At 46.7% G+C, this 22,791-nt stretch carries 21 protein-coding genes; 14 read left to right on the top strand and 7 right to left on the bottom strand.

From position 1 onward, the window contains the following. Positions 1-166: 166 nt before the first annotated feature. The 3 genes from MJO46_RS08655 to degQ form a co-directional block, all read right to left on the bottom strand. Entirely contained in the window at positions 167-664 is a 498-nt protein-coding gene (locus tag MJO46_RS08655; RefSeq protein ID WP_253988965.1) for a hypothetical protein, read from the bottom strand. A gap of 679 nt (positions 665-1,343) precedes the next feature. Continuing rightward, complete coding sequence (gene degS / locus MJO46_RS08650) at positions 1,344-2,426, bottom strand: outer membrane-stress sensor serine endopeptidase DegS (RefSeq protein WP_198781123.1); 1,083 nt, start codon at positions 2,424-2,426, stop codon at positions 1,344-1,346. Positions 2,427-2,552: 126 nt separating this feature from the next. After that, positions 2,553-3,905 (bottom strand): Do family serine endopeptidase DegQ, encoded by a 1,353-nt coding sequence (gene degQ, locus MJO46_RS08645; RefSeq protein ID WP_198781122.1) that lies wholly within the window; start codon positions 3,903-3,905, stop codon positions 2,553-2,555. A gap of 421 nt (positions 3,906-4,326) precedes the next feature. Between degQ and zapE the strand changes: the two genes are divergently transcribed. The 8 genes from zapE (at position 4,327) to rlmB (ending at position 12,189) form a co-directional block, all read left to right on the top strand. After that, positions 4,327-5,439, top strand: a complete 1,113-nt coding sequence (gene zapE / locus MJO46_RS08640; protein WP_253988964.1) for a cell division protein ZapE — start codon at positions 4,327-4,329, stop codon at positions 5,437-5,439. A gap of 288 nt (positions 5,440-5,727) precedes the next feature. Next, positions 5,728-6,156, top strand: a complete 429-nt coding sequence (gene rplM / locus MJO46_RS08635; protein ID WP_007650458.1) for a 50S ribosomal protein L13 — start codon at positions 5,728-5,730, stop codon at positions 6,154-6,156. Between the two features lie 14 nt (positions 6,157-6,170). After that, positions 6,171-6,563 carry a 30S ribosomal protein S9 gene (gene rpsI / locus MJO46_RS08630; protein ID WP_006083052.1) on the top strand — a complete coding sequence of 131 codons (393 nt, stop codon included), beginning with the start codon at positions 6,171-6,173 and terminating at the stop codon, positions 6,561-6,563. 99 nt (positions 6,564-6,662) lie between these two features. Further along, positions 6,663-6,851: a DUF2065 domain-containing protein gene (locus MJO46_RS08625; RefSeq protein WP_253988963.1), complete on the top strand. Its 189-nt coding sequence runs from the start codon at positions 6,663-6,665 to the stop codon at positions 6,849-6,851. 66 nt (positions 6,852-6,917) lie between these two features. Then, a complete protein-coding gene (locus tag MJO46_RS08620; protein WP_253988962.1) occupies positions 6,918-8,213 on the top strand; it encodes an adenylosuccinate synthase in 1,296 nt (431 codons plus the stop codon). A 124-nt stretch (positions 8,214-8,337) separates the two neighbouring features. Further along, complete coding sequence (motX, locus tag MJO46_RS08615; RefSeq protein ID WP_198781118.1) at positions 8,338-8,994, top strand: flagellar protein MotX; 657 nt, start codon at positions 8,338-8,340, stop codon at positions 8,992-8,994. Between the two features lie 39 nt (positions 8,995-9,033). After that, positions 9,034-11,448, top strand: coding sequence for a ribonuclease R (rnr, locus tag MJO46_RS08610; protein ID WP_253988961.1), 2,415 nt, complete (start codon positions 9,034-9,036; stop codon positions 11,446-11,448). Continuing rightward, positions 11,449-12,189 carry a 23S rRNA (guanosine(2251)-2'-O)-methyltransferase RlmB gene (gene rlmB / locus MJO46_RS08605; RefSeq protein ID WP_253988960.1) on the top strand — a complete coding sequence of 247 codons (741 nt, stop codon included), beginning with the start codon at positions 11,449-11,451 and terminating at the stop codon, positions 12,187-12,189. It abuts the gene before it with no gap. Between the two features lie 92 nt (positions 12,190-12,281). Here the strand turns inward: rlmB and MJO46_RS08600 are convergent, their stop codons facing one another. Together MJO46_RS08600 and MJO46_RS08595 are read right to left on the bottom strand one after the other, a co-directional pair. Further along, on the bottom strand, positions 12,282-13,745 hold the full coding sequence (locus MJO46_RS08600) for an MFS transporter (RefSeq protein WP_253988959.1): 1,464 nt from the start codon (positions 13,743-13,745) through the stop codon (positions 12,282-12,284). A gap of 180 nt (positions 13,746-13,925) precedes the next feature. Further along, positions 13,926-14,669, bottom strand: coding sequence for a YdiY family protein (locus MJO46_RS08595; RefSeq protein ID WP_253988958.1), 744 nt, complete (start codon positions 14,667-14,669; stop codon positions 13,926-13,928). A gap of 213 nt (positions 14,670-14,882) precedes the next feature. On the opposite strand from MJO46_RS08595, the gene rpsF reads away from it, so the two are divergent. From rpsF to rplI, 4 genes are read left to right on the top strand one after another with little or no spacing between them, the layout of a single operon-like run. Continuing rightward, positions 14,883-15,278, top strand: coding sequence for a 30S ribosomal protein S6 (gene rpsF / locus MJO46_RS08590; RefSeq protein ID WP_011790676.1), 396 nt, complete (start codon positions 14,883-14,885; stop codon positions 15,276-15,278). Between the two features lie 8 nt (positions 15,279-15,286). After that, a complete protein-coding gene (gene priB / locus MJO46_RS08585) occupies positions 15,287-15,592 on the top strand; it encodes a primosomal replication protein N (protein WP_198781113.1) in 306 nt (101 codons plus the stop codon). An 11-nt stretch (positions 15,593-15,603) separates the two neighbouring features. Beyond that, positions 15,604-15,831 (top strand): 30S ribosomal protein S18, encoded by a 228-nt coding sequence (gene rpsR, locus MJO46_RS08580; protein ID WP_006083042.1) that lies wholly within the window; start codon positions 15,604-15,606, stop codon positions 15,829-15,831. 36 nt (positions 15,832-15,867) lie between these two features. Then, positions 15,868-16,320 carry a 50S ribosomal protein L9 gene (rplI, locus tag MJO46_RS08575; protein WP_253988957.1) on the top strand — a complete coding sequence of 151 codons (453 nt, stop codon included), beginning with the start codon at positions 15,868-15,870 and terminating at the stop codon, positions 16,318-16,320. Between the two features lie 233 nt (positions 16,321-16,553). Here the strand turns inward: rplI and MJO46_RS08570 are convergent, their stop codons facing one another. Continuing rightward, the gene (locus MJO46_RS08570; protein ID WP_253988956.1) at positions 16,554-18,752 is read right to left on the bottom strand and encodes a S46 family peptidase; all 2,199 of its coding nucleotides are present in this window, start codon (positions 18,750-18,752) and stop codon (positions 16,554-16,556) included. Between the two features lie 118 nt (positions 18,753-18,870). Here MJO46_RS08570 and dnaB point away from each other — a divergent pair, with 118 nt between their 5' ends. Continuing rightward, positions 18,871-20,277, top strand: a complete 1,407-nt coding sequence (gene dnaB, locus MJO46_RS08565) for a replicative DNA helicase (protein ID WP_007650417.1) — start codon at positions 18,871-18,873, stop codon at positions 20,275-20,277. Positions 20,278-20,372: 95 nt separating this feature from the next. Beyond that, entirely contained in the window at positions 20,373-21,449 is a 1,077-nt protein-coding gene (gene alr / locus MJO46_RS08560; RefSeq protein ID WP_253988955.1) for an alanine racemase, read from the top strand. A 289-nt stretch (positions 21,450-21,738) separates the two neighbouring features. On the opposite strand, the gene MJO46_RS08555 is transcribed toward alr, so the two are convergent. Then, complete coding sequence (locus tag MJO46_RS08555; protein WP_198781110.1) at positions 21,739-22,203, bottom strand: chemotaxis protein CheX; 465 nt, start codon at positions 22,201-22,203, stop codon at positions 21,739-21,741. Between the last annotated feature and the right edge of the window lie 588 nt (positions 22,204-22,791).

Below are 22,791 nucleotides of genomic sequence, written 5' to 3'. Positions count from 1 at the left end.
TTCGCTAAGGGCGGGTCATGTCTGCATAAAAGTCTCTTTGAAAATAAGACCTTCGCCAGCACAAATTCTCAATCCGCTATTTGCATAATAAAGTGTCAACAACCAGCATCGGGCTTGTTCAACACTTGGGATAAGGTCGCGGCTATGCGCGGCCTATCCTTATTTGTTATGCATGCTCTTGCTTGCTGCCAATAAAGGACTCAAGGTCAGACCACTCCATGTATTCTTTTTCAAGTTTCGAGAACTCCAAAAATAGTCTGCCAAGCCTGTTAATAGACGCCGGTTCTGCCTGTATGCAAAATTCGGATATTTCACGGTAAGGTAATTCTCTGTTGTTACAGAACCTTATTTGTATTGCTGAACCGCCGCGTGAGTTAGTGGTGAAGGCCCGCAATCGAAAATAATACGCAAAGCGATCTTCAGGTCGTTCAGAGCCAATTTCGTAGAGAAAATCATCACCGACGTGGCGAGGGAAATCCTCAAGCCTGCTACCAATTACTTTTAGTGATTCTGCGTTGTCGTAGTACTCAAAGGTCGAGTACAAATTTCCATTCGAAACGCTCCATGCCAGCTGAACATGGTATGGCTCTTCGCAGGGAATTCTTTCAATTTTAAGGTAGTTGCTCATAGCACCACATGTGCATAACATTTTATTCATGCGCATGCGCGTTTACCTCGTTAGACCAGTGAAAACGCGCACAGTTAACTATCTGTATGCAAAGAACTTATCAGCATTCTATTAAATATACCATCTGGAAAAACGCGCATGCGCGTTTTCCAAACCTATTAACTAAAAGTCAGCTACTATAGTTAATTGATTTGATAGAATTTTATTTATTGCGGATGTAATTAATGCGCACTGATATTGTCTTCAAATCACTCCCCAATAACTAAATTTAAATACGACTGTATACCCATAGTTAGCCGCTTTACAGTAGGGACAAACATAGGCTGATATATGAGAATTTGTCGGGCAACATGAGTGGGCATTTTCGTTTGAGCTAATGAGCCTAAACACACAATGGGGCAAAAAACTTTTAGCCTGATGAACAGTTCAATAGTTGTTAAGATTGCCACTGTTACAACAGTGACCGTTGGCGGCATGGATGCCGCCGTCGAGCCTATAGGGATATATTCACGGCGTGTCACTGGGGGAACAGTGGCAATGCATATAACGCAATATCCGATTCAGCCAACTTGTTTTGGGGCAAAAGTAAGCTAGAAATTACAGTGCTATTTTAGCTCCGCCATTTGAGGGATGGGGTAATAGGTGATTTTAGAATGACTCAGAATGAGGTTTTATACATTCCTCATTCTGAGGTTAACAAGGTCAGTTACTGAGCTTAATTATCAACCACAACCTTTTCATCAATAATGACCGGTAATTCTTGCGGTTTACCTTGGCGGATGACCGTCATCATCACCTTTTTACCTGGGGTGGTTTCTGCGATGCGGTCCATCAGCATCTCGACGCCGGGAACATCTTCGCCATCATATTTAATAATCACATCCCTTGGCATTAACTGGGCCCGTGCCGCAGGGCCGTTAGGGTCGACTCCTGTGACTAATACCCCCCGCAAATCGGGCAGATTTAGAATTTGTGCTACTACAGGGTTAATCGGCTCGCCGGAAATCCCTAATGCTCCGCGGATCACGCGGCCGTTCTTAATCAACTTGCCCATAATACTGTGGGCCAATTTTATCGGGATAGCGAAGTTAATGCCGTGGCCACCGCCTTCTTCACCTATTTGGAATGCGGCGGTGTTAATCCCAATCAGACTACCGTTGGTGTCGATTAAGGCGCCGCCGGAATTGCCCGCGTTAATCGCGGCATCGGTTTGCAGGAAGTCTAAATAACCCGAACTTAAACCGTTACGGCCGGTGGCACTAATAATACCTTGGGTAATGGTTTGGCCTAAATTGTAGGGGTTGCCAATGGCGAGCACCACGTCACCGACCTGAGGTGGGCTATCTAAATTAACGGGGACAATCGGTAAGTTATCGCCTTCGATTTTAAGGACGGAGAGATCGGTTTCAGGATCGAAACCCACCACTTCAGAGGTAAATTTACGGCCGTCCTGCAGGGCGACCACAATTTCATCGGCTTTTTTAATTACATGATAATTCGTGAGAATATAGCCTTCTTTGCTCATTATCACCCCAGAACCTAGACCTTGGAGTGAACCCGAATTGAGTGGGCGACTCTGATCTATGCTGAGGCTGTAAATATTGACAACGGCAGGGGCTGCGCGGCGCACGGCCTTGGCAAAGGATAGCTCGACTGTGTTATTCGCTCGGGGCTGAAGCAGACTATTACCAAGGTGTTGATTATCGAAATAACGGGTGACCAATAAGAACATTGCCGCCATGATAAGACCGAAAAGGATGGCTTTACCTAGATATAACAGGGTGTCTTTTATTGTCATGGCAGGATAAATATTGAAAAAGGTGAGTTAGATTAACATGGTTAACCGCGCGAAGCATAGGGAACGAGTGTTCCCTATGCTGATCTGAGTCTGAAAAATTGCTGAAATTTCAGACACGAGCGTCGATTAACGTAAAACTAAGTACAACATGCTCTTATTGCGAAGGATCTTCAGCGCTACCGCTCCTTCTTGATCCTTAAGTTGTGCTTTGAGTGACTTAAGATCTTTCACCGCAGAACGGTTAATTCCCACAATCACATCGCCTTTTTGTAAGCCACTCATGGCCGCGGGTGAACCTTGCGCCACTTCGGTAATTTCAATGCCCTTAGCTGAGTTTTCTAATGAAGCTCCCTGCAGCATTGGGTGAACTGCGCCAGCGGCAGCCTCTGTGGTTTGGCTGGCTTCGCCTAAGGTCACTTTAACCGTTTTAGTGTCGCCATCGCGGATCAGCCCTAACTCAACCTTAGCGCCAGCGCCCATAGTAGCGACTTTAGCGCGTAGTTCTTGGAACGACTTAATCGCACGACCATCGACACTGACGATAATATCGCCCGCTTTAATGCCAGCTTTTTCCGCAGCGCTGCCCGCGGTGACTTCATTAACAAAGCCACCGTGCTGGGTATCTAAACCAAACCCCTGTGCGAGCTGGCTATCGAGGTCGCGTCCTGAAATCCCCAGCACGCCGCGGCGTACTTCACCGTGTTCGGCAATCTGTGCAACCAAGTTTTTCACCATATTGGCGGGGATCGCAAAGCCAATACCGACGTTACCACCGCCCGGCGCAACGATTGCGGTGTTAATTCCAATCAATTCCCCGTTTAAGTTAACGAGTGCACCGCCGGAGTTACCGCTGTTAATAGCGGCGTCTGTCTGGATAAAGTTTTCGAGCATTTCAATGCCTAGGCCACTTCGACCTAAGGCGCTGACGATACCGGATGTGACTGTTTGCCCTAAACCGAAGGGATTACCAATGGCAACGGCAAAGTCGCCGACACGCAAGTCATCTGAGTTAGAAGACTTAATAGCAACAAGGTTTTTGGCCTCAATTTGCAGTAACGCGATATCAGACTCTGAATCAGTACCAATAAGTTTTGCTTTAACTTCTCGGCCATCGTGCAGCCCGACTTGAATATCATCGGCGCCATCAATCACGTGATTATTGGTGACTATATAGCCTTTCTCAGCATCAATAATCACCCCTGAGCCTAAGCCTCTAAAGGGGCGTTCTTGCACTTGCTCCTGTGGCGCATTGGGGCCGAAGAAATAGCGGAATACATCGGGAACACGTTGCTTAGACACATGGGTGCCTGTCACTGCCACAGAAACCACCGCGGGAGTAGTGCGCTCCAACATGGGCGCTAGGCTTGGAATAGGTTGTCCCTCAACAGACTGTGGAATTGCGGCCTGTGAGATGGCAGGCATTATAGTCAAGGTAGCGGCTAACATTGCGGCTGAAAGTACAGATAGTTTTGTTTTCATCTATTCATAACTCCAAATAAGGGATCAAGGATCTGGATGTAATGTGTCGTTATAGAGTGCGCACCAGATCAAATCTGTATCGGTACCGGCTATTTGCCTAGGTAACCATTCGGACACGCACCTATTTGAAAAAGTTCATCAATATTAACAAAGGTTAATTTCTTTATGACTATTTTATCGGCTCTTCCTTGAATGTAACTGAAGTGAAAATTATGGACGCTTAGCGTATTTTTCAAGACCAAAAAGTCAAATAGCGAGCTATTGCCTAAAGGGTTATAACACAGACTATGGCTATGGGGCTGGGTTTTAAAGAAATAGGGCATTTGCCTTGTTTGCCCAATGCGGCATTAATATATCCTGCGTCACATTTGCCGTGCTAATATCGTCACAGTTTTATTAAAGGATATAAGAGAATTAAAAAGTGCCTCAGTTAAGCCCTTGGCTGCATTATCAAAGAGATCTTACCCGAGATGGTTTTTCCCATGATCCGGCTCAAGAAATTGCCGTTAAGGCATTGCAACGAGTCTATGAGGATTTGACCGCCGCAGAGGAACCCAGTTCAGTCATCACTAAGTTGTTTACGGCAATAGGATTAACATCAGCACCTGCTGCAACTAAAGGTCTGTATCTTTGGGGCGGAGTGGGGCGCGGTAAAACCTATCTGATGGATACCTTTTATGATGCACTGCCTGGCGATAAAAAATTGCGGGCACACTTTCATCGCTTTATGCACCAGTTGCACTTAGATTTAGATAGCCTCAAAGGCACAAGGGATCCCTTATTAGTCATTGCTAAACAGATGGCGGCCAAGTATCGAGTGATTTGTTTTGACGAGTTTTTTGTCTCCGATATTACCGATGCGATGTTACTCGGCACACTCTTTCAGGCCCTATTTAAAGAGGGCGTCGTATTAGTCGCCACATCGAATATCATTCCCGATGACTTATATAAAAACGGCTTACAGCGGGCTCGTTTCTTACCGGCAATCGCTTTGATTAATCAACATTGTGAAGTGTTAAATGTGGACTCTGGCATTGACTATCGACTACGAACATTAGAGCAGGCGGAGATTTATCACTATCCCTTAGATGCGCAGGCCGATACTAACCTGCTGCATTATTTCGAACAATTGGCGCCTGAGGCAGAAGTATCAACCGAAGCCATTGAAATTGAAGGGCGTGAAATCCAAATACGTCAGCAAGCACAGGGCGTGTTACTCGCAGATTTTAGGGCTCTGTGTGATGGGCCGCGTAGCCAGCGGGATTATATGGAGTTAGCGCGGATTTATCATACAGTGCTTGTAAGTGGCATAGAGCAAATGGGCGCTTTTCTGACGGGAGATGATATTGCCAGACGTTTTCTCGCCATGGTGGATGAGTTTTACGAGCGCAATGTCAAACTGATTGTATCGGCCCAAGTGCCGCTGGAGGACATCTACGCCGACGGATTGTTGAGTTTTGAATTTAGACGTTGCCGCTCACGTCTTATTGAAATGCAATCCCATGATTATTTAAAAACCGAGCATCTACCTTAACCTTGTAGGGTATACATTTTTACCATTCCCTCCTCGAATCGCCAGTGGCTTGTTAATCCGTCGGATGACGGGCCACATTGAGCGAAATTTTATAATGTTTGGCAAAAAATCAGGTGATTTTTAACTCAGCTTTGTCTATACTCCGCCACCTGCCCACGTTACTCCGCCAATTGGGCGGAAGTTGTAAGCCGAATTAAGTGCTCGAAGGGGTACCGAAAGGCAATTTTGTGTTGTTTGCAAATGCAAACAGCATGTGAGACAGAAAATTAACTTTGGGTTTTTGTAATAATGAAGACTTTTACTGCTACACCAGAAACTGTAACTCGTGACTGGTTCGTCGTTGATGCAGACGGCAAAACTTTAGGTCGTATCGCTACTGAAATTGCTACCCGTTTACGCGGAAAGCATAAGCCAGAATACACTCCTCATGTTGACACTGGTGATTACATCATCGTTATCAACGCTGAGAAAGTTACTGTTACTGGTAACAAAGCGAAAGGCAAAACGTACTACTCGCATTCAGGCTTCCCTGGTGGCATTAAGCAAATCAGCTTTGAAAAGCTGCAAGCGCATAAGCCAGAAATGATCATCGAGAAGGCAGTTAAGGGTATGTTACCAAAAGGTCCTCTGGGCCGTGCCATGTTCCGTAAACTGAAAGTTTACGCTGGCGCAGAACATAACCACGCTGCACAACAACCTCAAGTTCTTGATATCTAAACGGGATTAAGCAAATGGCTGCAACTCAGTACTACGGCACTGGCCGTCGCAAAACCTCTACAGCACGCGTATTCGCTAAAGCTGGTAGTGGAAACATCGTTGTAAATCAACGTCCTTTGGATCAGTATTTTGGTCGTGAAACTGCTCGTATGGTTGTTCGTCAGCCATTAGAGTTAGTTGAAATGACTGACAAGCTGGACATCTATGTAACTGTTAAAGGCGGTGGTATCACTGGCCAAGCAGGCGCAATCCGTCACGGTATTACCCGTGCTCTGATGCAATTAGATGAAGCTCTGCGTCCATCGTTACGTTCTGCTGGTTTCGTTACCCGTGACGCTCGTAAAGTTGAGCGTAAGAAAGTGGGTCTACGTAAAGCACGTCGTAAGCCACAATTCTCTAAGCGTTAATACGTTTTCGGAATATCAAAAAACCCAGCTTATGCTGGGTTTTTTATTGGCTGAATTTGGCTATCATTTGGAAAATAAAGTAGAACTTGCGAGGGGAAGATGACATTTCAATTATTTATGCTGGCGGTTGCATTGGTGTTGATCCTAGAGGGCGTAGGTCCGCTGTTATTTCCCAATAAATGGCGTCGTTATCTGAATGAACTTTCTAATCAAAATCAGCAAGTTTTACGCAGAATAGGCGGCGCTTTAGTCACGGCGGGTGCCGTTATTTTGATTATTTTTTCATAAATGCCTTACCACTTGGCCGTTAAAATCTGTTAGAATTCTTTTTTAACCACAACCTTGCAGCAAACAATGGGCAAAAACGTAGTTGTTCTCGGTACCCAATGGGGTGACGAAGGAAAAGGTAAGATTGTCGACCTTCTAACAGAACAGGCAAAATATGTAGTTCGCTATCAAGGTGGCCACAATGCGGGTCATACTTTAGTTATTAATGGCGACAAAACCGTACTTCATCTGATCCCATCGGGTATTTTACGCAATAATGTGAAATGCATTATTGGTAACGGCGTGGTGGTTGCCCCCGATGCCCTGATGAAAGAGATCAACATGCTCAAAGAGCGCGGCATTCCCGTTGAGGAACGTCTGCTGATTTCTGAAGCATGCCCGCTGATCCTACCTTTCCACTGTGCCCTCGATATCGCCCGTGAAAAAGCCCGCGGTAACAAAGCTATTGGTACAACTGGCCGTGGTATTGGACCTGCCTATGAAGATAAGATCTCCCGCCGCGGTCTACGTGTAGGCGATCTGTTCAACGCAGAGCTATTTGCTGAAAAGCTGAAAGAAGTGATGAAATATCATAACTTTATGCTGACAGAATATTATCAGGTTGAAGCTGTAGATTACGAACAGACACTAGCAGATGCATTGGCTATGGCCGATTATCTGAAGAGCATGTGTGTTGACGTGACTGAACTCTTGGATACCGCCCGTAAAGCGGGTGAGCCAATATTGTTCGAAGGCGCGCAAGGTACGCTGCTAGACATTGACCACGGTACTTATCCGTTTGTAACCTCTTCAAATACCACTGCCGGTGGTGTTGCGACGGGCAGCGGTTTTGGTCCACGTCACTTAGACTATGTCCTAGGTATTATGAAGGCTTACACCACTCGTGTGGGTGCAGGTCCTTTCCCGACTGAACTTTTATGTGAAGTGGGCGATCATTTAGGTACTAAAGGTCATGAGTTTGGTGCGACTACGGGTCGTAAGCGTCGTCCAGGTTGGTTGGATGCAGTGGCAATGCGCCGCGCGGTACAAATCAACAGCGTCAGTGGTTTTTGCCTGACTAAGTTAGACGTTCTTGATGGTCTGAAAGAAGTGAAGATTTGTGTTGGTTATCAACACCCTGATGGCACTATTGCAAAGGTTACGCCACTGGCAGCCGAAGGTTATGAGCAGGTTACGCCTGTTTATGAAACTATGCCTGGTTGGAGCGAGTCGACTTTTGGTGCGACGTCGATTGATCAATTGCCACAGGCAGCGATCAATTATATCAAGCGTATTGAAGAGTTGCTAGAAACACCTATCGATATTATCTCTACGGGTCCTGACCGTAACGAGACGATGATTTTAGTGAGTCCGTTCAATTAAGACTTAAAAGGCCGTGTTTCACGGCCTTTTTCTCCGCTGCTTTATGCCTTTCTCTATTCGTTTCTGTGGTTAGATGTTTAGCTCAAGAAATCAGCTCAAGCTCAAGAAATAGGTTATACTGCCGATGCAAGTATTCACCCTATTGTCATTGAGAGTCGTTATGCTACGTACAGCATTAGTTGCACTACTGCCCTTAGTATCTTCAATGTGTTTTGCAGAAACACAGGCTGTGGATATTTATAGTCAAGCTCAGCTGCTTGAATTGATCAATAGTAATCAATACTTAGCGAAAGTGAAGCGTGATGACTGCCAGCTAGTTCAAGACATAGAGGCGCGTGCCGAAGTCTTGAAACAGCCGCTATACCAGTTCCTATGGGGCGAAATGCTTAATCATGGGGCCTGTGTGAAGGCAAATCCCGGGAAGGGCATGAACTTGCTACGGGACTCGGCCGAGCAAGGCAGCCCCGAGGCTATGGTAAAACTTGCCGAGTATTACCAGAGTGGTAAATTTGTTATTCGTAATAAAGACCGTGCAGTTAACTATTTACTGCCGGCTGCAGCGGGTGGCAGCTTACCCGCTCGTATGATGTTAGTGCGTTTATTCGGTGAAGGTTATGGTAGTCCACGGGATTATGAGATGGCCTATCACTGGTTATATAACGATGTTTTTGCGGATGAGGCGACGAAGAATAAAGCCTTGTCTTTACTGCAGGTGTTAGCAGCTAAAATGCCCCCTAGTGCAGTGGCGCGGGCTCAGCAAGCTCAGTTGCGAACCCATTAGGATGTTCCTGAAAGCAGGGACACATTATTTGGATATTGAATGATTAAAGACCCTCATTTTGAGCGTGAACAGGATAAGTACGAAAACCCTATCCCAAGCCGTGAGTATATTATCGATTACTTACGTTCTCAGAAATCACCTATAACCCGTGACAGTATTGCCGCGGCGTTAAACATCCACGAAGAAGAGCAGCTTGAAGCCCTGCGCCGTCGTCTACGGGCGATGGAGCGCGATGGCGAACTCGTGTTCACCCGTGGGCAGAGCTATGGCTTACCCGAGAAGATGGATCTTATTTCCGGCACTGTGCTTGGGCATAGAGAAGGCTTCGGCTTTTTCAAACCCGATGAAGGTGGTGATGATTTATTTATCTCTAACCGCGATATGCTGATGTATTTCCACGGCGATAAAGTGCTGGCTCAAAAGGCGGGCATGGACCGTAAAGGCCGCCGTGAAGCCCGTATCGTGCGACTTATTCAGCCACGCAGCGCCGCGATTGTTGGCCGTTACCATGTGGACAGCGGCATGGCCTTTGTTATTGCCGATGATAAGCGAATTACCCAAGAAATCTTAGTCGCCAATGAAGACCGCAATGGCGCCCGTCAGGGCGATGTGGTCGTGGTGGAATTAACGCGTCGCCCAGGCCGTTTTGTTAAAGCTGCGGGTAAAGTCACCGAAGTACTCGGTAAGCAAATGGCGCCGGGGATGGAAATCGAAATTGCCCTGCGCAACTATGATTTACCCCATACTTGGTCTGCCGCGATCGAGAAAAAACTGCGCCGTATCCCCGATGAAGTCACTGAAGCCGATAAAGTCGGTCGTGTGGATTTACGCCATCTGCCATTAGTGACTATCGACGGAGAAGATGCCCGCGACTTTGACGATGCGGTTTATGCCGAAGTTAAGCCGAGCGGTGGCTGGCGTTTATGGGTGGCGATTGCAGATGTGAGTTATTATGTGCGTACCGATTCGGCTTTAGATACCGAAGCGCGTGCCCGGGGTAACTCGGTATATTTCCCGTCGCAAGTGATCCCTATGCTGCCGGAGAAAATCTCCAACGGCCTCTGTTCACTCAATCCCAATGTTGACCGTTTATGTATGGTCGCCGAGATGACTGTGTCTGCGAAAGGCAAGTTATCGGGTTACAAGTTTTACCCAGCGGTGATGCACTCACACGCGCGTTTTACTTATACCCAAGTGGCAGCCATGTTAGAAGGTGGGCCGATTGCGCCTGAACATGAAAGCTTGTTCCCGCATTTGCAGTGTTTACAGTCATTGTATCTCGCGCTCGATGAGCAAAGAGCCGAGCGTGGTGCGATTGCCTTTGAGACCATGGAAACGCAGTTCATTTTCAATGAGCAGCGCAAGATTGAGAAAATTGTGCCGCGAGGCCGCAATCAAGCCCATAAAATCATTGAAGAATGTATGATTTTGGCTAACGTTTCTGCGGCCAAATTTGTGAAAAAGCACAAAGGCGAAGTCTTGTACCGTGTGCACGAAGCGCCATCTGAGCAAAAATTGGCGAACTTTAAAGAGTTCCTTGCTGAACGGGGTTTGACAATGACCGGTGGCCTTGAACCTACGCCATCGGATTATCAGAACGTCATGTTACAAATCGCCGACCGTCCCGATGCCGAACTTATCCAAGTGATGTTGCTGCGCTCAATGCGCCAGGCGATTTACACGCCGGATAATGAAGGCCATTTTGGTTTGGCATTAGAAGAATACGCGCATTTTACCTCGCCAATTCGCCGCTATCCGGATTTAGTGTTACATCGTGTGATCCGTTATTTGCTGGCGAAGGAAAGAGGCGAAGCCACTGAGAAGTGGACGCAGGATGGCGGTTATCACTATCAGCTCGATGAACTCGATCAATTAGGTGAAGAGTGTTCGACCACAGAGCGCCGTGCCGATGAAGCGACTCGTGATGTTAGCGATTGGCTCAAGTGCGAGTTTATGCAGGATCACGTTGGCGATACTTTTGATGCTGTGATTGCTTCAGTAACCAGTTTTGGTTTGTTTGTTCGCCTCAATGAGCTATTTATCGATGGCTTAGTGCACATTTCTAGCCTAGGTAGCGATTACTATCAGTTTGATCCTATGCGTCAACGTCTTATCGGTGAGAATACTGGGCAGATCTATCAGGTTGGCGATCCTGTGACCGTTAAGGTTGCAGCTGTTAATCTAGATGACAGACAGATTGATTTGCTTATGCTTGGCGATGACAGTAAAGGCGGCAAGCGTAAAGCGTCTGCCAGCCGCGATAAGCCGCTAACGGCCCGTGAGCGCGTCAATCGTGAAGGCGCAAAGCTGGCTAAGGCGACTAAAACTGGGACGGCTAAATCGAAAACCAGTTCCGCTAAGGCTAAACCCAAGGCGAGTGCCAAAGTAAAGAAAGATGTAAAAAGTCCGGCTAAAAAGCCTAAGGCCGCTAAGCGGAGCACGAGAAAGAAATAAATGAAAAAACAAGATATTATTTTTGGGATCCACGCAGTTGAAGCCCTGTTAAAGCATAGCCCCGAGCGGATTATTGAGCTTTGGTTATTGCAGGGCCGTGATGATGAGCGTTTAACTGTGTTGGCTAATCAGGCCAAGACTTTTGGCACGACGATCCAAGTGGCTTCCCGTAAAGCGTTAGACGACAAGGCTGAAAGCAGCCAACACCAAGGCATAGTTGCACGTGTAAAAGCGGCAAAGGTATTGAGTGAGCATGATTTAGACGATTTATTGGCTAAAACAGAATTGCCCTTTTTGCTGATTTTAGATGGTGTTACCGATCCCCATAACCTAGGTGCTTGCCTACGTAATGCCGACGCGGCGGGTGTACAGGGGATTATCGTTCCTAAGGATAATTCCGTTGGTTTAACTGCTACCGTGAGTAAAGTGGCCTGCGGCGCAGCCGAAACTGTACCCTTATTTCAAGTGACTAACCTTGCGCGCACTATGCGTCATTTGCAGGAAAAAGGCATTTGGATCGTGGGCACGGCGGGCGAGGCGGATTGTGAGTTATATCAAGCCGATCTTAAGGGGCCGCTGGCGATTGCTATGGGTGCTGAAGATAAAGGATTGCGCCGTTTAAGCCGCGAGTCCTGTGATTCGTTGATTTCCATTCCGATGGCGGGCAGTGTGTCGAGCTTGAACGTGTCGGTAGCTACTGGCATTTGTTTATTCGAAGCAGTGCGTCAACGCCGCAGCTAATACGTCAGCACTCGACTGTTCCTCAGCGTGTATGGCTGGCATAAAAAACGGGTTAACTTGGTATCAAGTTAACCCGTTTTTTATTGTCCATTTTAAGTCAATGTTTTTTCTTGGGTAGTTTGGCCATTATCGGCATCATCTGTTTGCACTGACTCCGGAACTGACTCTGACTCTGGCTCTGCTTGCTCAATATCGAAACAGAAGGCGAGCTGCTCTTCATCTCTGTCGTTTTCAATAATTTCGTCCCCCACACCATCGGCACCTAAGTCAAATTCCGTTTCGTCTTCGTCTTCGTTGATTGTGGGGGTCATATGTTCTTGAATCGATTCAACATCTACCCGAGGATCGAGGGCTGCCGCAAGGGGCGATGACACTAAGTCCCCCGTTGCCATCATATAGTCTTGGGTCACATGGGTTTCGGCCTTTTGCTGTGAATGTACATAACGCAGGCGTAAAAACAGGATTAAGGTGCAGGCCGACATAAAGCCATAGAGCATGCTGTTGCCAAGCCACTGCATCAGTGTCGAGGCGATAAGGGGGCCGATACTGGCACCTAGGCCAAAGGTGAGCAAAATAGTGGCCGATAATCCCACCCTATCGCTCTGTTCAACCCGAGAGTTGGCGAGTGCGGTGGCGAGCGGATAGAAGGTAAAGCCTAAAATACCGAATAGAAACGTCATCACCAGTGAAACCACGGGGTGATAGGGGATGATGGCTATGCCTAACGCTAGAATCCCCAAGAGAATGCAATTGATACGGATAAGTCGGCTGCGGGACATAATGTCGGACAGTTTTCCCATTGGCCATTGCGCCAACAGACCCGCGAGAATAGTGGCCGTCATATAAGTGGCGACTTTCTCTGGGGGTAACCCTAAATTGCTGGCGTAGGCTGGGGCGAGACCATAAAAGGAGCCTACTATCATGCTGCCTATGGCAATAGTTGTCAGGGCCTGTGGGGCTTTTTTCCAATAATGGGCAATTTTCAGCGGTGCTGGGACTAAGGGGGCGGGATGAATGCGGCGTGTTAATGAAATAGGGACGATACATAGGGCAAAACAAATGGCGATAAGAAGCAGCGGCTCTAAGCCCAGTTCGGGGTAAATACTGATGGCGCCTTGGCCTAATATCAAGCCAAAGTAAGAGACTATCATATAGCTGGCAAACACTGTGCCGCGTTGGCTGCTCTCCGCCTGTTCATTCAGCCAGCTTTCGAGCACCATATACTGGCACATCATGCCCATGCCGACGATAAGCCGGAGTAATATCCAAACGGCTAATTGATCGACAAGGGCATGACCTAAGGCCGAAGCGGCGACAATCCCGGCGCTAGCGACAAAGGCACGAATATGGCCAACTTGGGCGATAAGTCTGTGGCCGATCTTGGAACCCGCCACCAGACCCACGTAATAGGCTGACATCATGGCGCCAATCCAAAGCTGTGGAACATGGGTGACCGAGAGTCTGAGTCCCAAATAGGTCGTCAGTAAACCGCCTGCCAGCACAGTTAATAACGTGGTGCTATATAAAGAGGCGAAAGTACGTAGCGGATTAGCCATAAACGACTCCTTGTAAGATTGCTCGGCTGAGTATATCAGGAGTTAGTGTTTATTCGGTGTTGCAAATTGTTGGTATTTATCGATTAAGTTAGCGTTTTTATGTGTTGATCACTAAATTGTGTTGCAACGGGATTTGGCCGAGGGGGATTATTATTTCAGTCAAGCCGCTTTCTATCGGATTTATCTAAAGGTATAGAGCAGGTTGAATGTGGTGATAGTGTCGGTCTGCTGGCTTCCTTCTGGTACGATTTCGGTATATTTGATGTTCATACCTATCTTAAATGCCCAGTCTTGAAATACCAGATTTTTATAGTTCATATCTAATGTGAGGGTGTTGTTATTCTCGCCCACCTCGGCGGTGAGATCGGCATTGAGACTGCTATATTCTTGCAGTTTTTGAGAGAACTTTGCTGCGGTACGAAGAATGACATCTTTTTCGGCATCAGGATCTGGGATTGTGACCGACTCGGCTGGCATGTTATATCGATAACCAGGGCCGACTTCGAGACTGAGCTTGGTTTTATAACTACTGATAGCGTTAAAACCATAACCGCTTGAAAGTGTGGATATTTGCGTGTAACTACCGAACTGATCCCAAGTAAAATCTCCGCGGCCAAAGATATAACCCTTAGTGAGCTTATAGTTGGTCTGTAACTGTAACTCATATTTTTCTGAGGTGACTTCGCTTTTTTCGGACGCAAAGTAAGCCTTGAGTGTGGCTTCTTGTTTGGTTTGCTTAGTATCGTAAATCAGTTGGGTTCGACCATTAAAACTGCTGGATTCAGTATTGCCCGTATTCAGTTGCAAGCCCGCTTCGACTTCAGCAGTAAAATCGCTGGGCGGTTCCTGATAATCGGGTGGAACGAGCGCAACTGCTGGGAAAGAGAGGCAAAACAAACTCATTGGAGCGATAACTTTTAGCATTGTATTTTATTCTTGGTTGGCTGATTTTAGAGGTCCGAATGTAGGTGAGGCGTCATCATACCCGTATTGACACTCGAGGCAAAGTTATTGCTTGAGTTTCGCGTCTGCTTTCTGTACTATCTCGCGCTCAAATCAGTCACTATTTTTCGTTCCTTGCCTCCATTTGGTTTGACTGAGCCAATAACGAGGCTACATAACCGTAAGGAGCAATAAATGCGTCATTACGAAATCGTATTTATGGTTCACCCAGATCAAAGTGAACAAGTACCAGGTATGATTGAGCGTTACACAGGTGTTATCACCGAAGCTAACGGCACAATCCACCGTTTAGAAGATTGGGGCCGTCGTCAACTGGCTTACCCAATCCAAGATCTGCATAAAGCTCACTACGTTCTGATGAACGTTGAAGCGCCTGCAGAGACGATCGAAGAGCTAGAAACAGCTTTCCGTTTCAACGACGCAGTTCTGCGTAACATGGTAATGCGTACTAAAGTTGCCGTTACTGAAGCATCTCCAATGGCTAGAGCTAGAGATGAGCGCGATTCACGTCGTGGCCCAGCTGGCGAACGCTCATACGATGAAGCTCACGCTGAAGAAATCGGTGAGTAAGTTTATCTGTGACCACCAATAGCTTGGTGTTGTCCGGAACCATAACCCGTTCCAGACGCTTTAAAAGCCCAGCGGGGATTGCACATAGTGTGATTATGCTGGAACACAAATCGCAGCGTTATGAAGCCGAAATGCTTCGCAACGTCTACGTACAAATACAAGTGATATTGAGTGGCCCGCGCTTTGAAAGCGTCGCAGACAATCTGAAAGCAGGTGTGGAAGTGCAAGTGCAAGGCTTTATGACCCTTCAACAGGGTAGAAATGGTCAAAATCGCTTAGTCATCCATGCCGAAAATGTCGAATTGAAAACTTAGGAGACTGTCACATGGCACGTTATTTCCGTCGTCGCAAGTTCTGCCGTTTCACCGCTGAAGGTGTTGCAGAAATTGATTACAAAGATATCGTTACTTTAAAGAACTACATCACTGAAAGCGGCAAGATCGTTCCAAGCCGTATCACTGGTACTAGTGCTAAATATCAGCGCCAACTAGCTCGCGCTATCAAGCGTGCTCGTTATCTTTCTCTACTGCCATACACTGATTTACATCAGTAATTGCAGTATTCCTAATCGAATATAGAGGATTTGATAATGAACGTTATTTTACTAGATAAAGTTGCAAACTTAGGTGGCTTAGGCGATCAAGTTTCTGTTAAAGCGGGTTATGCTCGTAACTTCCTTTTACCTTACGGTAAAGCGGTAGTCGCAAACGCAGCAAATACTCAAGTATTTGAAGCTCGTCGCGCTGAATTAGAAGCTAAATTAGCTGCTGACTTAGCTGCTGCTAACCAACGTGCTGAGAAAATCGCTGCACTAGAAGCGGTTGTTATCGCTTCTAAAGCCGGTGATGAAGGCAAACTGTTTGGTTCAGTTGGCAACCGTGACATCGCTGATGCAGTGACTGCTGCTGGTGTTGAGCTGGCTAAATCAGAAGTTCGTTTACCATTAGGCGCTCTGCGTACTACTGGCGACTTCGAAGTTGAAGTTCAGTTACACACTGAAGTTAAAGCTGTTGTTAAAGTTTCTATCGTTGCTGAAGCTTAATTACGACTCGCTTTAAATATAAAAAGACACCGCTTCGGCGGTGTTTTTTTATGGCTGAAATTCAATGTTGGGCGCCATGATATAGCTCGATAGGGAATGAATGCGGGGAGTCATGTCGGTACTTATTCAATCTTACCGTAGATAAGTGGCGAAAGTGCTCACCCAAATAAAAACCGCTCAATGCATAACAGTGAGCGGTTTTTTGTCTAGATAAACTGATTTAGCTTAGAAGGTTAATTTCTCACTAAATCCAGTTCTTTAATCAGATTATCGGCATGGTCGACTTCATCCATCATCCATAGGATATACCGTATATCCACGTGAACTGCGCGGGTGATGGTTGGATTGAAGAACCAATCCTTGGTAATTGCTTCATAGGTAGAGTCGAAGTTAAGACCAACGAGTTCTCCTTTACCGTTAAAGACGGGTGAGCCCGAGTTACCACCCGTGGTATCCACACTCGATAAGAAGTTAACAGGTACTGAGTTAAATTCTTCTGGCTTATCTAAGCAAGAGAACAGACGGCAAATCCAGCCACGGGGATCTTGATAAACCGATTTCACTAGATGATCGCCAACGCGCTGCTCACTAATCGCATCGAGGAGTTTTTTCGGGGCGTTATAGGGCTCAATGCCCGTGTGTTTGGCGACTATGCCATCGAGGCGAGTAAAGGGCTGTTTATAGAGCGCATCGCGGGATTGGTAACCATCGACCATACCATAGCTGATGCGTAGCGTACCGTTAGCGTCGGGATACACTGGCCAGTTGTTGGCTTTGTAGTAGTCGATAACGGCAGCCATGTAAGCAGGGCGAGCGGTAGACAATTTACCCGCAAGGATTTTTTCTGCTTTTTCCTGTGCCATATTGGTGTCGTAAAGGGCGACGGCGAGGCGGATAAAGGGATCGCTACTGGTTTCAAAGGCTTTGGCATCGGCGTCCATCCATGCCAGACGTTGAGCCTGATCTGTCAGCGTAGTCAGCGAATATAAGCCATCGAGTTTAGCCTCTAAACTGACATTTTTATCGTCGAGTTTAAGCATATTGTCTAAAGCTGCGACACGGTTTGGCTGTGACAAATAGGCATTTAAGTCCTGTAACCAAAGGGTTTTATCGACATTAATGTGAAAGCTAGAGTCGATACGCTTCAGGCGTGAGCTAAACATGGCTAAGTCGCGCTCTTGGTAACCGATTTCACGTTCCGCATCGCTCTTTTGCTTTTCTTTGGCTAAGCGATAGAGGTTGTTTGCCGCGGTGAGCAAAGTGCTCGATTGGGCATTGGTGAAATAATAATTGGTTTGAGTTTGCAGTTGCTGCTCAGCCAATAAAACTTCTAACTCAGCAATCAGATTTTGATTTAGTTTAGGGTTTTGTTTAAGCCAAGCTAAAAAATTATCTTCACGGCTTTGCTTAATGCCGACAATATCTGTGGCTTTAAAGCCAGCGAGTAGGCCGTTGAGCTTTTTCATCCGATTGGCCATCGATGCCATATTACCGGCATATTTTATGGCGATATCCGCATCTTCCTGACCCATGGCTTCGATGGTATCAATCTGTAATTGATAACGTTTTGCCTGTGTTGGGTAGAGCCAGTCGCTAGCAAATTTAAGTTCGCTGGTGAGATTGTAACGACTGGTAGTGCCAGGGTAGCCCGCCACAAACACGCCATCACCGGCCTTTACGCCATCGGCATTCACTTTTAAATAGCTTTTGGGTTTGTAGGGAATGTTATCCTCCGCGTAAGCTGCGGGCTTACCATCTTTACCCACATAAGCGCGTAGGAAGGCAAAATCACCCGAGTGGCGTGGGTACTCGTAGTTATCGATATCACCACCGTAGCCACCAACACTCTCAGGTGGTGCATACACTAGGCGCACATCGCGGATCATCAATTGTTTGATCAGGTAATATTCCAAGCCATTGTGGAAGCTACGAACATTACAGCGGTAGTTATCATCGGCCTCACAGTTTTTGATTAAGGCTTTACTGTGATTCTCAATCTCTTCGTAGCGTTTCAAAGGATCTTGGCTTAAATCTTTTGTCACGTCGCTGGTGACATCGGTCACAGCTTCGGTGATGTATAAGCGCTCATTGGGACCGGCCGACGGTTCTTTATCCATTGAGGTGGCTAAAAAGCCTTGTTCGAGATAGTTATGCTCTTGCTTAGTGTTATATTGTATCGCCTTATAGGCACAATGATGGTTTGTTACAACTAGCCCTTGGGGGGAGACAAAACTGGCGGTACAATAGCCCAGCCCTACAACGGCGTTCATGGGATAACTTGTAAGATCGGCCAGTTTTTCAGCAGGAATATCGATTCCGCGTTCACTGAGTTTGTCTGCAATTGAAGGCATTTGATAAGGTTGCCATTGCCCTTCGTCGGCATTTGCTATGCCGGATGTCAAAACTAAGGCTGCAACCAATGCAATACGCATGTTCTTTCCTTATTGATTGTTAGAGTGTCCGTTGAAACAGGATAACAGGTAAACCACCTGTTGCTTGACACGGGTTTTATATCATATTTTGTTAAGTTGTTGGAAATCGGGAGTGTTAATGTCACAACAAGGTGCTTTTAAGCCTAAAAGTAAGCCAAGGGATTTGCAGCTCGATGGACTCAAGCTGCCACCGCATTCTATTGAGGCTGAACAATCGGTATTAGGCGGCCTAATGTTAGACGCTGATGCTTGGGATAAAGTGGCTGAAACCGTAGTAAAAGAAGACTTTTACTCGCGCTCGCACCGGATGATCTTCGCGGCGATGCACCGCCTAGTGGAAACCAGTCAGCCGATTGATTTGATCACAGTATCCGAACAACTTGAGCTTGAAAATCAGCTTGAAGAGGCGGGCGGTTTTGCCTACTTAGGTGAAATTGCTAAGAATACTCCCAGTGCTGGCAACATTGTCTCCTACGCTGAAATTGTCCGCGAGCGGGCCGTTGTGCGGGAGATGATCCGCGTGGCCCATGAAATTGCCGATGCGGGCTACAATCCCGAAGGTCGAGACTCGAGTGCCTTGCTCGATCTGGCTGAAAGTAAAGTGTTTAAAATTGCCGAGCAACGCACCAATGCCAACGAAGGTCCCGAAGGCATTAAAACCATTCTTGAAAAAACCGTCGATAAGATAGAGCAGCTCTATAATAACCCACACAATGGGGTGACTGGGGTGTCGAGTGGTTTTAGCGATCTGGATAAAATGACCGCAGGCTTCCAATCCGGTGACTTGATTATCGTGGCAGCCCGTCCATCTATGGGTAAAACCACCTTCGCGATGAACCTCTGCGAACAGGCGGCGATGAACGAAGACAAGCCTGTGCTTATTTTCAGTCTCGAGATGCCCTCGGAACAGATTATGATGCGTATGCTCGCCTCCTTGGGGCGCGTCGATCAGACTAAAATCCGTACCGGTCAACTCGATGATGAAGATTGGGCGCGGGTGTCATCGACTATGGGCATCATGCTCGAACAGGGTAAAATGTATATCGACGATGGCTCGGGGCTCACTCCGACCGAAGTGCGTAGCCGCGCCCGCCGTATCGCCCGTGAATATGGCGGCTTGTCGATGATCATGGTCGACTACCTGCAGCTAATGCAAGTGCCCGCTTTATCGGATAATCGTACCCTAGAAATTGCCGAAATTTCTCGCTCTCTCAAAGCATTAGCTAAAGAGCTTGAGATCCCCGTTATTGCCCTGTCTCAGCTTAACCGCTCTCTTGAACAGCGGGCCGATAAACGTCCGGTCAACTCGGACTTACGTGAATCGGGATCTATCGAGCAGGATGCGGATCTCATCATGTTTATTTACCGTGATGAAGTGTATAACAACGATTCTCCAGACAAAGGCACGGCCGAAATCATTATCGGTAAGCAGCGTAACGGCCCCATCGGCCGGGTGCGCTTAACTTTCCAAGGTCAGTATTCTCGTTTCGATAATTATGCTGGTCCGCAGTTTGAAGAAGATTAAGTGTGTGGCGATAGAAGATAAGCAAAGCTTATGTATTCTTTTTATTTCTCTGGCTTGTTATTTCCTGACTTTTTCCAAAATAGGCAAAGTAAATTTTGAAACCTTTTCCCCGTGCAGAAATTAGCAGTAGTGCACTGCAAAATAACTTGGCTGTGCTGCGTCAACAGGCAAGCGCAAGCCAAGTGATGGCTGTTGTTAAGGCCAATGGTTATGGTCATGGATTGTTGAATGTTGCTAACTGTTTAGTCAGTGCCGATGGTTTTGGCTTGGCCCGTTTAGAAGAAGCCTTGGAATTGCGTGCAGGTGGCGTAAAGGCGCGCCTGCTGTTGCTTGAGGGTTTTTTTCGCAGTACCGATTTACCCTTACTGGTTGCCCACGATATAGATACTGTGGTTCACCATGAGTCGCAAATTGAAATGTTAGAGCAGGCCAAACTGAGCAAACCCGTCACAGTCTGGCTTAAAGTCGATTCTGGCATGCACAGATTAGGGGTGACGCCTGAGCAATTTCCTGCGGTTTATGCTCGCTTGGTCGCGTGCGCTAATGTGGCGAAACCCATTCATCTGATGACCCATTTTGCCTGTGCCGATGAGCCAGAAAAACCGTACACAGAAGTACAAATGGCGGCCTTTAACGCCTTAACCGCAGGTTTACCGGGGTTTAGGACCTTAGCGAACTCGGCGGGAGCGCTCTATTGGCCTAAAAGCCAAGGGGATTGGATTAGACCCGGTATCGCCCTCTATGGTGTATCACCCGTTGCGGGGGATTGTGGTGCAAATCATGGGCTTATCCCTGCGATGAATCTCGTCTCGCGGCTTATCGCCGTGCGTGAGCATAAAGCGGATCAACCCGTAGGTTATGGCTGTTATTGGACGGCTAAACAAGATACCCGTTTAGGGGTTGTCGCTATTGGTTATGGTGATGGTTATCCCCGTAATGCGCCCGAAGGGACGCCCGTGTGGGTCAATGGCCGCAGGGTTCCTATTGTTGGTCGAGTGTCTATGGATATGTTGACCGTCGATTTAGGTCAGGGTGCCCAGGATAAAGTCGGCGACGATGTTTTACTCTGGGGCCAAGCACTGCCGGTCGAAGAAGTTGCCGAACATATTGGCACTATCGCTTACGAATTAGTGACTAAGCTCACCCCTAGGGTTGCTGTGTGTTTGGCTTAATCATAGGGTTTGAATAGTCGTGCTATAGAAGAATTTAGTATCACAAGGGGCTCTTTACTTTATAAAGGTGTGCTTCATTTTATAAAGGGACAATTCACTTTATATTAGAAGAGCATAGCTTTGAGCTGTGCACTTATGAGCATAGATGCTGAGTAGACAGGGTGACTAATGCATTTGGCTCGCGAGTGCCCGTGTGTGGTGCCCTGGCATACAGTAGCTTGGGGCTATTTTTAAGATAAGGGCACAGGATTGCCCTAGACTGAGCGGCGATAAAAGCTAATGTTGAAAATTAGTTTTCAAAACAAATTTCGATAAAGGCAGTGCCGTAAGGACTAGTGAATGGCATGATAATTTTAGTGCCGTTAGCTTTATGGGAAATGGTATGTCCCTTTCCTGAAACCACCATAGGGGTGGCCATCTCAAACTCGTAGCCTTTTTGCCCTAAAAGGTTTTTAGCACCACCTGTAACCATATTGGTTATTTCTCCGACAAGATCTGTCACTTCCTCATTAATCTTGCCTGGGTTTTCTCCCAGCATATTTTGCATAATTTGCAGAGCGAGCTTTTGCTCAAACGTAATCGACAGCGAACCCTTAGTCTGTGGCCCCACCATGCCGATTAAACCAGAAACGTCACCTTTGGCTAAGTTGTCGGTTTTCACTTGGGGTTTACCTGGCGTTAAATCCATACTCGCCATAGTTGAAATGACATTGAGTAGGGATTGCAGGAAAGGATTAATAAAATTGACGTTCATGCCTAAGTTTGTCCTCTTTTGAGTCTAAGCCACCGACTAATGATACGTTTAAGGCTAGTAGAAAAATCGCTTAACCACAGCAATCTTGATCACACTCTATCAGCTTAGATGAGACAAATAGAAATGTGCGCCTAATTTAACGATTTATCTAATGTTTTAGGTCCCTATAAATCAAAAAAACAGTCTAGATATTGATACCGTTAGCCCTATTCATAGTGACGCATAAGAGTCGATGCTGCAAAGTTTTTGGCTTTTCATGTATTTTTCAATTAACAACAAGTTTAACCATAGGCTGATATTGCATGGTTTTTTGCATTTTGCTCACCCAGTCAATCAGGGAGTCGTCAAGGCGAGGAATGATGGCTCCAAGCTCCTAGGTAGAAGATGATTTGCGATGGGGCTTAACCTCCCCAAGACGGCCAATTTAGGTTATACTGCCGCGAGCCTTGTGGGGCATATAAAACAGCAAACGTTAGCTCGTTTGCTGTTTTTCCGTTTTTAAGCTTGGGGTTAACCCCTAAGTTAAGACGAATTTGACGCCTTAACTTAGAATGCCTCATCCGTATAAACGGAACCATGACTGACGAA

The sequence above is a fragment of the Shewanella sp. KJ2020 genome (assembly GCF_024197625.1).
In the GTDB taxonomy this organism is placed as follows: Bacteria; Pseudomonadota; Gammaproteobacteria; order Enterobacterales; family Shewanellaceae; genus Shewanella.
Note: the sequence above shows the minus strand (reverse complement) of the source record. Positions and strands in the feature narration are given on the sequence as shown.